10 protein-coding genes are annotated in these 14055 nt (G+C 33.3%); 9 read left to right on the top strand and 1 reads right to left on the bottom strand.

The window, feature by feature from the left end; translation table 11 throughout:
* Positions 1–16: 16 nt before the first annotated feature.
* A complete protein-coding gene (locus CFK40_RS01925; RefSeq protein ID WP_089530417.1) occupies positions 17–385 on the bottom strand; it encodes a hypothetical protein in 369 nt (122 codons plus the stop codon).
* Between the two features lie 42 nt (positions 386–427).
* Here CFK40_RS01925 and CFK40_RS21170 point away from each other — a divergent pair, with 42 nt between their 5' ends.
* The 9 genes from CFK40_RS21170 (at position 428) to CFK40_RS21600 (ending at position 13904) form a co-directional block, all read left to right on the top strand.
* Positions 428–592, top strand: coding sequence for a hypothetical protein (locus tag CFK40_RS21170; RefSeq protein ID WP_193433349.1), 165 nt, complete (start codon positions 428–430; stop codon positions 590–592).
* Between the two features lie 336 nt (positions 593–928).
* Positions 929–1369 (top strand): BREX-3 system P-loop-containing protein BrxF, encoded by a 441-nt coding sequence (gene brxF / locus CFK40_RS01935; RefSeq protein WP_089530418.1) that lies wholly within the window; start codon positions 929–931, stop codon positions 1367–1369.
* A 13-nt stretch (positions 1370–1382) separates the two neighbouring features.
* The gene (locus tag CFK40_RS01940; RefSeq protein ID WP_227001846.1) at positions 1383–5087 is read left to right on the top strand and encodes a DUF6079 family protein; all 3705 of its coding nucleotides are present in this window, start codon (positions 1383–1385) and stop codon (positions 5085–5087) included.
* 16 nt (positions 5088–5103) lie between these two features.
* Positions 5104–7983, top strand: a complete 2880-nt coding sequence (locus tag CFK40_RS01945; protein ID WP_089530419.1) for a DNA methyltransferase — start codon at positions 5104–5106, stop codon at positions 7981–7983.
* A gap of 12 nt (positions 7984–7995) precedes the next feature.
* Positions 7996–9933 (top strand): BREX-3 system phosphatase PglZ, encoded by a 1938-nt coding sequence (gene pglZ / locus CFK40_RS01950; RefSeq protein WP_089530420.1) that lies wholly within the window; start codon positions 7996–7998, stop codon positions 9931–9933.
* Positions 9930–10643, top strand: a complete 714-nt coding sequence (locus CFK40_RS01955) for a hypothetical protein (protein WP_089530421.1) — start codon at positions 9930–9932, stop codon at positions 10641–10643. Before pglZ ends, CFK40_RS01955 begins: the two co-directional genes overlap by 4 nt.
* Positions 10644–10707: 64 nt before the next feature.
* Positions 10708–11865, top strand: a complete 1158-nt coding sequence (locus CFK40_RS21590) for a DEAD/DEAH box helicase (RefSeq protein WP_319418019.1) — start codon at positions 10708–10710, stop codon at positions 11863–11865.
* Complete coding sequence (locus tag CFK40_RS21595; RefSeq protein ID WP_319418020.1) at positions 11840–12163, top strand: hypothetical protein; 324 nt, start codon at positions 11840–11842, stop codon at positions 12161–12163. Before CFK40_RS21590 ends, CFK40_RS21595 begins: the two co-directional genes overlap by 26 nt.
* A complete protein-coding gene (locus CFK40_RS21600; RefSeq protein ID WP_319418046.1) occupies positions 12141–13904 on the top strand; it encodes a C-terminal helicase domain-containing protein in 1764 nt (587 codons plus the stop codon). The genes CFK40_RS21595 and CFK40_RS21600 overlap by 23 nt, the downstream gene beginning before the upstream one ends.
* Positions 13905–14055: the final 151 nt, after the last annotated feature.

A 14055-nucleotide genomic window follows, 5' to 3' on the forward strand; every position in this document is an offset into this window, starting at 1 on the left:
GATAATTGGGGAGTTGTTAGTAACCATATCCCAGAAAGGAGGAGTCGCTAGGACTCCTCCTTTCTGGGATATGTGCAATAAAAGAAAATTGAATATGCTTTAATTTTTTATTGTTTACATCGATTCTTTCAATTGAAGCTATGAGAAGCTGCCTAAATTCCATTACTTCTAATCGATCTTTTAATTCTAGAAATTCCCTGAGTTGCTCACGTATAAAGTCTGCACTGACCTCTTTTACCATGTTGTTTTTAATTTCCTGTTCACTTTGTATTTTGGACAACGAATCTTTTAGGTTACTAACTTCCTCACGAAGTTCAGCAATTCGTTCTTTAGCCTCTTGATGTGTATAAAAGCCTGATCCAGTCATTACGTCGTCTTGAATCATCTTCTTCTGAGACTCAAGTTCTGAAATACGCTTAACGAGGTGATGCTAGGGGTATTAATCTATACTGCTTCAGGGGATTCGGAAGGAAGTCTTGGCGGAGTAATTGAACAAGCTGATCCTGATAAATTATATCCAATTTTTATTCGAGCAATGGAAACGTATGATGTATTGTTCTTCCGATCCGAACTGTTCGGAAGGCCAATTTAAGTATCATTCAACAGCAAATGGTGCAGCATGCCATTCTTGTTCTTACGTGTCAGAAACATCTTGTGAATGGGGAAATCAGCTGTTGGATAGGCGGTTGTTATTGAACATTGATCCAGATGAAAATGTTGGCTATTTTCACATATAACTATTGTTAGAGTGTAGTTTATTAAAATCTACACTCTATTTGTCTATTAAAGCTAACTATATTACTATATAATTAGGCATAAGTCTAACTATTTTCATAAAATAAAGGAAATAGTACTAGGAAAATAGAATTATATACATATGATTAATTAGAAAATATCATTTTAAGCATGTAAAAAAGGATGTTTTGACTTGAATATACATAGTTTGAAAAATGAAATTAGCCAGGTTGATGGCTGGTATCATAAGTTGATTTTTATTGTTGATCGGAATGAGCAATTTCACACAAGAATTCCTTTGCTTGATGATTATGAAAAAGTAAATGTAAATCGTGTGCTAAGCGAAGGTTTAATAAGTGTTCCAAAACAAAAATACCCAATGTATATTGATGAGCTTTTGGAGAAAGTTCTAAAGAGCAAAGAAAATATTTACATATTACAACATAATGATATTTTATTCGATCCAGTACTACAAACAAATCCAGTTCGTCTATTGGAAAATCTAAGTAAGACATACAAATTAATTGTTGAATGGCCAGGAAGATATGTGGATGGTCGATTAATTTATGCAGAATATGGTCATCCTGAGTATTTTGTTAGTGGTGATTTTGAAGGAAAAGTATATATAAAGTAAAGTGAGGGAATAGATGATGCTTCGTTATAATGATTTAATATCATTTGAACCAATTGAATCAGTCATACAATTAAGAGAGGCAGATGATAAAGATAAGGCAATTTCACTATTGCAATCCTATGTTATTTCTGATCATATGGCAGATAAGTTAATGGATGATATTTTTGAAAACCTTCAATTTGAACGTATGGTAGATAACCGTGGAATGCTGATTGTTGGAAACTATGGGTCAGGTAAATCACACTTAATGAGTGTTGTTTCTACTATAGCAGAGTTACCTGAATCAAGCCAGTATCTCCGTTATGAGAAGGTAGCTGAAAAGGCGAAAGAAATTGAAGGTAAATTTAAAGTAATTCGTGCAGAGTTTGGTGCTGTTACGATGTCTTTACGCGATATAATTTGCCAACACTTGGAAAAGGGACTAGAAAGAATGGGGATTGATTATACATTCCCACCTGCTGACCAAGTTACTAATAACAAAGATATGTTATACGAAATGATGGATTTATTCCATGAAGAATATCCAGATCAGGGGTTACTCTTAGTTATAGATGAGTTATTGGATTATTTACGTAGTAGAAATGAAATGCAATTGACATTGGATCTCGGCTTTTTAAGAGAAATGGGGGAAGTTTGTAGTAATTCCCGTTTTCGATTTATTTCTGGCGTACAGGAAATGCTATTTGATAATCCTCATTTCCGTTTTGTTGCAGATTCATTACGAAGAGTAAAAGAACGGTTTAAAGAAACACGGATTGTTCGCGAAGATATTGCGTTTGTTGTCTCCGAACGTTTATTAAATAAAAATGAGGAACAAAAAGCATTAATTAGAGAACATCTAAGCAAATTCACAAAAATGTATAATGGTTTGTCCGAGGAAATGGAAACATACGTCAATATGTTCCCAATCCATCCTGCATATCTTGAAATGTTTGAAAGGGTAAATATCGCTGAAAAACGTGTTGCTCTTAAAACGATAAGTGATGAAATAAAGAAATTAATTTCAAAAGAAGTGCCAGAGGATGCAACGGGTTTTATTTCCTTTGACAGTTATTGGAATTATATCATTGAGGATTCTTCACTACGATCGAATGACCGCGTAAAAGTAATCATGGATAAGGTGAATACATTAAAAGGAACCATTCAAACGGGAGTGAAGCGGCAGTATAAAGCGATGGCTGAAAAGATGGTTGATGCTTTGGCTGTATTTCGCCTAACAACCGATGATTTGAATACGCCAATTGGTCTAACTTCCGAAGCAATGCGCGATGAACTTTTTATAAGCTATCCGACATTGTTAGATTTTGATGAAGATGTAGCAGAGTTTTTGAAAACAACGATTGATGCGGCGATGAGAGATTTGCGTAATGTTGCAAGTTTTCAATTTATCTCGTTGAATGATGAGAACGGCCAATATTATATAAATATTGATGAGGCTATTCCGGTTGATGAATTGATTAGCCAACGAGGTGAAATGTTGGATAACAGTAAGTTGGACAGTTATTACTTTGACGTATTAAAAAATGCTACAGAAGTATCAGATAATACATATGTCCATGGTTATAAAATTTGGTTGCACGAGATTCCTTGGATGGACCGTCGTGTCAAACGCCAAGGTTATTTATTCTTTGGTGCACCAAACGACCGCTCTACTGCACAACCTGAACGAGATTTTTACATTTACATGCTTCAAGCATTCGATGAGCCCAAGTATAAAGATGAAGAAAAAGAAGATGAAGTTTTCTTTAGGTTGAAGAAAAAGAATGGTGAATTTATTAAATTGCTACGTTTATATGGTGGAGCAACAGAAATGTACAATTATACAACAACAAATAAGAATTTATATAAACCTAAAATTACAGAATATCAAAGAAAACTAGTTAAATGGATTAAAGAGCATTTTGTTGAAGCTTATGAAATCGTATATAAGGGGAAAAGTGCTAGTGTAATGGACCATGGCTTTTTATTAACAGCTAACCCGGATACATTAGTAGATTTAATAGACACGGTTTCTCAGGATTTATTATCTAAATGGTTTGAAGTGAAGTATAGTGAACATCCATCATTTAGAAAAATTGATCGATCCTTTTTAACGAAAGGGAATATGCATACGTATGTAAAAGATGCCCTGGATTATTTAAATGGTAAAAGAAAAGCACAAGGTGAAGCAATACTTGACGGTCTCATTCTACTTGATCAAAATGGAAAACCTACTACAAGGAAATCTGCGTATGCAAATTGGGTTGTTGATTTGTTGAAGCAGAAGGAAAGAGGACAAGTATTAAATCAGAATGAACTCATTGAAGTAATTAATACTGTTCAAGGTACTCCTGACCAGCGCCTTACTAGAAAATTTGATATAGAACCAGAATTACTTGTCGTTATCCTTGGCTCACTCATTCAAAGTGGTGAAATAGTGGTAACGATCGGTGGAACAACATATGAAGCAATGAATTTCTCTGACTTTGTTCGATTACCTATAGAAGATATTACCTATTTTAGCCATATCAAAAAACCAAGTGGTCTGCCAATTCCGGAAATTCAGGGCTTAGCAGATATGTTTGATACGTTCAAAGTCGACTTTTCTGATACAGAGTCTGTCGATCGGGTTATAATACAAATTATTTCTGGAGCAAAAAGAGAAACAAGTCGGACGGTTGAGATGTTAGCAAATTTACGGGAAAAATTTCAAAAATGGGATGGCCCGTTATTTATATCTGAAGAAGCAGAAGAATATACAGACCAACTAAACAGTTTAAATGAATTTTTACAAGGTCTTCAAGTATATAATACAAGAGCTAAAATAGTGAACTTGAAATATGATATAGCTCGAATTGAACAGGAAAAGGGCCATTTAGAACTTATCAATAAGCTAGAAAGTTTACAGAAACGTTTAATTGAGTACACGAAAGTTGCAGATTACTTAACGAAAGCAAGGTACATTGTTTCTCCAAGCAAGGAGTGGATAAACGATGTAGATATTGCACTAGATAATTTAAGTATTGCATTGAAACATGATGAAGATTGTTCTCAAGAAATTGCAGATTTAGAATGTTTGAAAAAAGAATATATCGATCATTATCTTCAATTACATCAACGAAATAGGTTAAATGCAACAGAAAATAGGGGAAAAGCAGCATTACTAGAGGATGATAGACATGATGCTATTCAATTATTGTCAACTAGAATGGAATTATTTCGAACAAGTAATGTCTTTGATGATTGGAAAGGAAAAATCCAGTCATTAAAGGATTGTTATCATTTAACAGCTGACAAATTAGAACACCGTCCAGAATGCCCTAACTGCCATTTCAATCCTAGGGAGGAATTGAATAGGGAGAAGGTATCGATAGAAGAATTAGATGAAGAACTAGATTCCATTCTTACCAAATGGACAGATACATTATTAACAAACTTTAATGATCCGGTTGTGAAAGGAAGTATTGAGTTATTAGAAGGAAAACAAAAACAACTCATTCAATCATTTATAGAAGATCAAACATTTCATTTGCCAATCTCTGTTGAACTAATAAAAGCAATCAATATTGTATTAAAAGGGATTCATCAAGAGAAAATTGACGTAGAGCAATTAGTAAAAGTTGTAGGAGATGGAAATCCGATTACGATACAGGAAGCAAAGCATAATTTTGAGAAATTACTTAGAGCAATGGTTGGGAATAATGATGAAAGCCGAGTACGTCTAACAGTTAAAAAGTAAGAGGGAGGAAAGAACAGTGGAGAAAGAATCAACACAATTGTCATTTGGTGAAGAAAAGTCTCAAGCAGATAAAGAACCTGTTATCTGCTTAGGTATAACTTTTGAAAATGACGAAGAACGACGAGTATATTTTCGTGAAGAATTAAGAAAAAAACTGCCAAAACTGAAGGAAATTGAAGGATTTCCTAATGGGGAAGATGAGGATATTATTGCATTGTCAGATCCTCCTTATTATACGGCTTGTTCAAATCCTTGGATAAATGATTTTATTGAGAAGTGGGAGGAAGAAAAGTTTACAAAGTACGGTCGTGATCCACAAGAAGAGTATCATCGTAAACCATTTTCCGCGGATATTAGTGAAGGCAAAAATAATACTATATATAATGCACACAGTTATCATACTAAGGTTCCTTATAAAGCTATTATGAAATATATTTTGCATTATACTAAACCTGGTGATGTTATTTATGATGGCTTTTGTGGTTCAGGGATGACTGGATTAGCAAGTGAAATGTGTGAAAGTAAAGAAGAGATTCAATCTTTAGGTTATAAAGTCAATAAAGACTTCATTCTTGATGAAGAAGGAAATAAATTCTCTCAAATTGGTAATAGACGCAGTATTTTATGTGATTTATCCCCAGCAGCAACGTTTATTTCATATAATTATAATAAAAAAGCGGAAAAAGAAATTGGTTCTAAATTTTTATATAATCTACTTGAAGATATGGAAAAAGAATTTTCTTGGTTGTATAAAACATTTAATTCCAGTGAAGTTGAAGTAAAACTTAGCAAAGAAATTGAAGCACTTTATACAATTAATGATTTGAAAAGTTTTATAAACAAATATAATCACTTGTTAGCAAATACAGAGTATGTTATCTGGAGCGAAAATTATTTATGTAATAGCTGCTTAAACGAAATGACTTTTTGGGATGCAAATGTAAATGAAGATGAGAAATCTGTTAAAAAAAATTTAGTATGTCCTAAATGCGGAGCAGAAGGTAAAAAAAATGATTGGGAGAGGGTTTATGAAGCAAAATCAGATTTAGTCACTGGAGAAATTATTAATCATCCTAAATTAAGCCTTATTAAAATAAATTACTCTTCTGGAAAGTCAAGAAAAAATAAATTACCAGGAATTTTGGATTATAAAATTCTTGAATTATTAACTTTAGATGAAACATTTAAATCAATTAAAGTTACAGAATTATTCGAAGGCTATAATACCGCTCAGCCATTGAGAATTGGTATTAATAAAGTACATCATTTTTATACAGAGCGTGTTAACTTATTAATAAGTTCGTATTTAAAGAAGATTAAAGATTCAATTCACTATAATGATGCTCAATTTTTGTTAGGAAGTGTCCTACCAAAAATGACTAAGATGAATAGGTATATGCCTCAATATAATAGTAAAGAAAAAGGGTTTAGAGCTTTAGTAGGACCTATGGCAAATGCTTTATATTTCCCACCATTATCGGTTGAAAACAATTTTTTATCTCAAGCTTTATTTCAATTAAATAAAATTGTAAATGCTTGGAATGACTATTCCGGTAACGCTATAACCACTCAGAGCAGTACATCATTGAATATTCTATCAAATTCAGTAGACTACATCTTTATAGACCCACCTTTTGGTGCTAATATAATGTATTCTGAAATGAGTTTCGCAAGAGAATCTTGGTTGAAAATATTAACAAATAATAAAAAAGAGGCTATAGAAAATAATGTTCAAGGTAAATCTTTGAGAGAATATACAAATTTAATGCTTGACAGTTTTAAAGAGGCGTTCAGAATATTAAAGCAAGATAAGTGGATAACTGTAGAATTTTCCAATACTAAAGCTAGTGTATGGAATGCTATTCAGTATGCTTTACAAGAATCAGGATTTATTATTGCAAGTGTAGATGCCCTTGATAAGCAACGTGGTGGATTTCACGCAATGACTTCAGCTACAGCTGTAAAACAAGATTTAGTTATTTCTGCGTACAAACCTGCTGAAGAAAATATTATAAAGATGCGTGAACAAACGAATACATCTGAATCAGCTTGGACTTTCGTATCGCAACATTTGGAGAAACTACCTGTATTTATGGGCTTGAAAGGTGAAGCATCAATTATTACAGAACGAACACCTCGTATCCTTTTTGATCGTATGGTAACTTATCATGTACAAAATGGCTTACCCGTACCTGTATCTTCTGCTGAGTTCCAAGCAGGGGTAGTACAGCGTTTTCCGATGCGTGATGGAATGGCTTTCTTGGAAAATCAAGTTGCCGAATATGATAAAAAACGAACTCTAGTTAGGGAATTTACACAGATGAGTTTATTTGTTTCAGATGAAAACAGTGCAATAGAATGGCTTCGTCAACAATTAATGAAAAAACCGCAAACGCGCCAAGACATTCATCCAAGTTTTATGAAAGAACTACAACACATAGCAAAACATGAAAAGCTTCCTGAACTAGATGATCTACTAAATCAAAACTTTCTAAGATATGATGGAGAAGGCACTGTTCCTAATCAAATTCTTACCTATCTAAGAAGAACATATAAAGATTTACGTGGCTTAGAACCTAATGATACAACAGTGGTTGAAAAAGCAATGCATCGTTGGTATGTGCCAGATCCAAATAAACAAGCGGACTTGGAAAAACTCCGTGAGAAATCATTATTGCGTGAATATGATGGTTATTTACAGGAATTAGAAGGAAACAAAAAGAAACTAAAAACCTTCCGAACTGAAGCTATACGTGCTGGATTTAAGAAAGCATACAGTGATAAAGACTTTGAAAGTATTGTTAAAGTTGGTGAACGTATTCCAGAGAAAGTGATTCAAGAAGATGATAAATTGTTAATGTATTATGATAATGCTTGTATTCGTTTAGGTTTATAGGGGGAGTAAGAGATGTCTAATTGGCGAGATGTTGTATTAAAAAAGTTTAAGAATCAAAGCAGTTCTTTTCTTTTTATTTACGACTTTGACTTTTTACTAAATGAAGAAGTTATTATAAATGATTTGGTAGAAAGTGGTTATCATGTTCTAAGATATGAGGACAGCATGACATTTCGTTACATCTATGAACAAAAAATTCGTGGTAGTGAAAAGGACGTAAAGCTTATCGTCTTTGCCAATGAAGACATCTTCTTCCCTTATGAATTTGACAAAAAATCATTAAAAATAAAAATGGACATTCAGACGATTTTTCCGAAGTTCTCTGCAAATATTATTCGGAATATGAATCGAGATGACTTCGATGAGTTATATCGGCTTCATCATTCCTATCAAGGTACTTCATCTGAACAAGAAACATTGGCTTTTATAATAAAAAGCTTTTATAAGATTCCTTATGAAATCATTGATGGAGAAGTAGGATTATATAAAGTCCTGCTTTCCATTCATTATCAAAAGAAAGATATTCCTGAAGTAGTAAGACAATTTTTATATGAAAAGTGGAATCAAGTTCATGCTTTTAAGAATATACCGTTAAAGAATTTAATAGGAAATTCATCGTTTTTCTATCAATTTCTTGAAGGTAAGTGGAAGAGTCTAGTTATGAAAGTTTCTACTTTCAAGAAAGGCCAAATTAATGATTCTTTTTCTATTGAATACAGCAGCCCATTAGCTGATGGTGATGTACGTCGCATGATGAATGATTTATTTTTGGATGGAACATTGCAAAAAGCAAAAGGAATAGATGCTTCCAATTTTCCAGATTGGATGAGACCAGGTATTGAAGTGAAAGAACCAGGAGAAGATGTAGAAGAGAAACTGGATTATCTTTATGAAGAAATAATTAGCAAACTTGCCAATGCTAAAAAGTATAAAGACTGGATAAATATAATGGAATATCTAGCTGAATTCAAACAATCATCGATAAGTATTGGAAAAAATCAGGATGAATTGATGAATAAAGTAAATCAATCCTTTACGTCTTGGATGATGAATCATTATCATTCTTTAACCAGCTTGCCACCTTATCCAAAGCCAAAATTGGTTCATCATATTGCCCATGTAATAAATAATGATAAAGATGTTAATGAAAAAGTAGCGTTATTAGTATTAGACGGAATGAGTTATTTTGAATGGTTAATCGTAAGGAACTATCTAAAAGATAAAGGTTTTTCCTTTGATGAAGATGGGGTGTTTGCCTGGGTTCCAACCTTAACCTCTGTGTCTCGCCAAGCGATTTTCTCTGGAAATACCCCATTAACATTTGGTAAATATATTACAACAACATCTTCTGAGGAAAAGGGCTGGAAGGCGTTTTGGGAAGAACATGGTGTTTTAAAACAATATGTAACCTATCAAAAAGGGTTAGGAGCGGAAACGTACGATAGCGCTAAAATAAAAGGTTTAGCAAGAAAAGCTACGAAAGTGTACGGAGCTGTTGTGGATGTGATTGACCAATTTTCTCATCACGCCGTACTTGGTGAAAAAAGTGTCCTATCGCAATTACAATTATGGTTAGAATCAGATTATCTTGTAAATTTGTTATCCAATTTACATCATGCTGGATTCACCATCTTTCTTACATCCGATCATGGCAACACCAATGCAATAGGTATTGGACGTATATCTGAAGGCGTGCTAGTTGAACAAAAAGGTGAACGGGTTCGAATCTATAACGACCGTACGATTTACGATGATTCAGCAAATCAATTACCAGCAATAAAATGGTCCAATGTTGGATTACCTGATGATTATCATGTACTCTTAGCACAATACGGACAAGCCTTCGTACCTAAGGGTCAGGATATTGTTACACATGGTGGAATCAGTATCGAAGAGGTAATTGTTCCATTTGTCAAAGTTGAACCAATTAAGGGAAGTGGGTTGAATTGACCAAACCAGTAGGATTTGATCAGAAAGTTTTACTACATTATTTAGATTATACCGCAAAGCAATCCAGAAAGCTTTCAAAGAAAGATATGTACGCCGTCCTTGATGGATATCTGCGCGAAGATATTACGGGTGCAAAGTCTCGTAAAAATGTAATTACGATGCTAATGAAAATTTGGTATAACGTTCCTCATCGTATTACAAATATTAGAGATGAAGTGTTAATTGATATTAATGACTTTAGCAAAGAAGAGCGATTATTTGCCCATTGGTGCATGATGATTATTGCTTATCCATTTTTCAAAGAAGTTGTAAATGAATTTGGTCGTTTATTTCAATTACAGGATACAGTATCTAGCATGTCCATTGGTAAACGAATGAAAGATTCATATGGTGACCGCAGAAGAGTAGAAGTCGCTACTAGTGCTGTCATTTCAAGTTTGAAAGCTTGGGAGATTATTCTGCCTAGCGAGAATAGATCATATATACAAAACGATAAGGTTTCCATTTCAACTCCGTTATTGCAAGTCTTGCTATTTGGAACTGTCTTGTCTGTCTTGGATAGTGAATCTTTATATGTAAATACGATTACAAGTCATGCCTTGTTTTTCCCGTTTCAATTTGACTTGAATTTACATGAGTTGAGGGAACGTAAGGATTATTTTATATTCCATTATCAAGGTGTTGAAAATCTAGTCGTTGAAAGAGTGTAGAGAGCCTTATTCTATGTTGAATAAGGTTTTCTTCTTATTTACTTCGTTTCTTGGAGGATGCTATATGTTGAAAATAGGAGATATTGTATCAAGTTCATATTTTCCAGAGGTAGTAGAAATAAAAAAATGTGAAGCAATTGCAGATTTTTTTATTGTTGAAGCAGTTGGTCAAGATACCAATTATTTTTATGACTTAATGATTGAAAAGGAAAAGTTGAACGAATTCCATCAGGTGTATATGGAAAGCAAACAAAATAATATAGCTGCGGAAGACATACAGAAATATATTCAATATAGATTACTGAAAAATGAAATGAGATTTTCTAATTCAAGAGCATTAGGAAATGAAAAATTGTTACCATTACCACACCAAATTGAAGCGGTTTATGGGAAAATGTTGCAAGTACCAAACGTTCGATTTTTATTAGCGGATGATCCTGGTGCTGGTAAAACAATTATGGCTGGAATGTTGATGAAAGAACTTATTGCGAGATTCCAGATGGATCGAATTCTGATATTGGTTCCACCTCTCGTATTAAAACAATGGCAAGAAGAGTTAGAGCAAAAGTTTGGTCTTCATTTTCATATTGTAAATCGCACAGTACTAAAGGAATATGGAAGAAAAAATCCTTTTACTGAGAATAACTATATTCTAACGTCGATGTATTGGGCGATTCGGGGTGATGTCCGTCCATTAATACAAGTAGCAAACTATGATTTAATCATCGTGGATGAAGCACATAAAATGGCTGCCTATACGCAAGGCACAGCAAAGAAAAAAGTTTTCCGGACCAAACTATATCAATTAGGTGAGTCCATCTTACATAAAGCAGAGCATGTATTATTACTAACTGCAACACCACATAAAGGAGATTCAGAGAATTTCCGTCATTTGATGAAATTGATCGATGAAGATGTTTTTACAAGTAGTACGGTTAATGAAAGTTTACGGGAAAAATCTAATTCATTTATTATTCGACGATTAAAGGAAAATCTTAAGAATTTCGATGGAACACCCATCTTTCCAAAACGCACAACAAAAACAATCCAGTTTGAATTAACAGAGGAAGAACTAGATTTATATGATTCTGTTACAGAATATGTAAGAGAGTATTTCAATAAAGCGATTAATAATGGAAGTCAAAGTACAGCATTTGCAATGATGCTCTTGCAAAGACGATTAAGTTCATCGATTGATGCCATTTATTTATCACTTATATAGACGTTTAGTTAAACTATACAAGCAGACAGATGTAGAACGTAAAAAGTATCTTAACAAGATGAAACGGATTGAAACAGATAATTACTTGGAAGAGAGTAATGAACATCAGGAAAAGGTAGAAAAACAAATTGAACTATCTGTTGCTGAAGTAGATATGAAAGAGTTAAAAAAAGAAATTCTTGTATTAAAGGGCCTTATAAAGCAGGCAGAACGTATTAAACTTTATGAGGTGGAGAAGAAGTATCAAGAATTAGAAGAAACCTTATTTGGAATGGATGGGATTCTTAGAGCAAAATGAAAAAATAATCATATTTACAGAAGCAGTTGATACATTAAACTACTTAGAAGAAAAACTATCAAAACGGGTATCCAAAATAGCCAAAATTGTTGGTGGGTTTTCTATGGATAAACGCAGGCAGCAAGTAGAATTATTCCGTGGTGATTGCCAAATCATGTTAGCTACTGATGCCGGTGGAGAATCGATTAACTTACAATTTTGTAATCAAATGATTAATTATGATATACCTTGGAATCCCAATAAACTGGAACAACGTATGGGGCGGATCCATCGAATCGGCCAAAAAAATGAAGTATTTGTCTTTAATCTTGTGGCGAAAAACACAAGAGAAGGGACTGTGATGACGAAGCTACTTGATAAGATGGAGAAAATGCAATCAGACTTAGGAACAGATTTAGTTTATGATTTTATTGGTGAAATTTTAGAAGATAATTATGATAGTCTTGCAGATTTAATGCAAAAGGCAATTGTTGATAGAGAAAAGTTAGATGAGATTATTGAAAATATGGATAAAACACTTTCTAATGAACATCAGAAATTAATTGATCTAGTTCAAGAAGAAAGAATGATAGAAGATGAAATGAATCTACCATCATTAAAAAGACAGAAAGACAATTGGATGATTCATCGTATTCCGCTAAGGTCTTATACGGATTTTACGACCTATATTCTAGCGAAAAAAAGAGTTAGAATTGCGATATCTAAAGATGAAAAAGTCTATCGAATAGAAAGGTTACCTAAGTTTATTCGTGATCAAATCCCTGAATTAGATGAAAAGCCGATTGAAAGTTATCGTTTCACTAATTCACTGGAAACAGCGACGGACGATGTTCCAGTGATTAATGAGACCCATCCATTATTAAATGTTGGATTACAATTAATGAAACAAGAAACGGAAGGGTACTCCTGGAAACATTATAAAATAAGTACGAATGTACCAGAAAAGTTACATCTGGAATTATATGAAATAACCGTTGTGGATGGTACAGGTAAAATTCTAGAAAGTCATATGATTCATTTTGGTAAGAGGGATACTGGAGAAGTAATTACTTTAGATCCTAATTGGATTTTTTATAACCAATTTGTAGAGGACGATTTTCAAGAAGAGGTTGTAGGTAACAAACAATGTATAACAGAAATAATGGAAAAGTCTATTGAGATTCGCGATAGAATTTATGGTAAGAGAGAAAAACAATTAAACAAGATGTATACATTCCTGGAAAAGTCCTTTAACCAACAATATCGTGAAACATTGAAACGCTTAGATCAATATCAAAAGGAAAATGTAGATAATCGTAATAGTGCATTGATCAATCAGATGAACGCTAAATTAATGGATTTAGACATCAAAAAGGAAGAAAGACTAGAATTGGTTAATCAACAGAAGAATGTATCGCTAAAACCACCTAAACTAGTGATTTCATTAGATGCTGTGCCTATGGGCGAATGCCGAAGGGTTCTTGCAAATGATTATTACGATGTTATTTCGGAGTATGAGCGTGCGAATGGCCGTTTAAATGTTAAACAATATAATAATTTAGGATTGATAGACTTTTCTAGCGAGCGCTTTAATGGAGAACAAAGATTTATTGTATTAACTACTGATCCTGGTTTTGCCTTTAGTGTGAATGAGCTTGAGGACTTGCGTGATATTTTGGAGATGGTTTATATATATGTTTTGGAGGATGGGCAGGTTAGGAATGAGAAGAAACGCAGTATTACCCTGTTTTCTAATAACTAATTCATTATAATAAAAGATATTTTAGTTCGCCCTCCCCCTTTTCATAATGGAAATGTATTAGGCGAAATTTATAATACATCCTGACTATACGGAATGCATAGTTCCTGTTAGAGAATAAATTCATCTAGAAATTGCTACATTGTTGTATATT

This window comes from Virgibacillus necropolis (assembly GCF_002224365.1).
GTDB lineage: Bacteria > Bacillota > Bacilli > Bacillales > Amphibacillaceae > Virgibacillus_F > Virgibacillus_F necropolis.

Coding starts and splice junctions, on each gene's coding strand:
- CFK40_RS01925 (WP_089530417.1), bottom strand. CDS start 385: ATGATTCAAGACGACGTAATGACTGGATCAGGCTTTTATACACATCAA.
- CFK40_RS21170 (WP_193433349.1), top strand. CDS start 428: ATGCTAGGGGTATTAATCTATACTGCTTCAGGGGATTCGGAAGGAAGT.
- CFK40_RS01940 (WP_227001846.1), top strand. CDS start 1,383: ATGATGCTTCGTTATAATGATTTAATATCATTTGAACCAATTGAATCA.
- pglZ (WP_089530420.1), top strand. CDS start 7,996: ATGTCTAATTGGCGAGATGTTGTATTAAAAAAGTTTAAGAATCAAAGC.
- CFK40_RS21590 (WP_319418019.1), top strand. CDS start 10,708: ATGTTGAAAATAGGAGATATTGTATCAAGTTCATATTTTCCAGAGGTA.
- CFK40_RS21595 (WP_319418020.1), top strand. CDS start 11,840: ATGCCATTTATTTATCACTTATATAGACGTTTAGTTAAACTATACAAG.
- CFK40_RS21600 (WP_319418046.1), top strand. CDS start 12,141: ATGGGATTCTTAGAGCAAAATGAAAAAATAATCATATTTACAGAAGCA.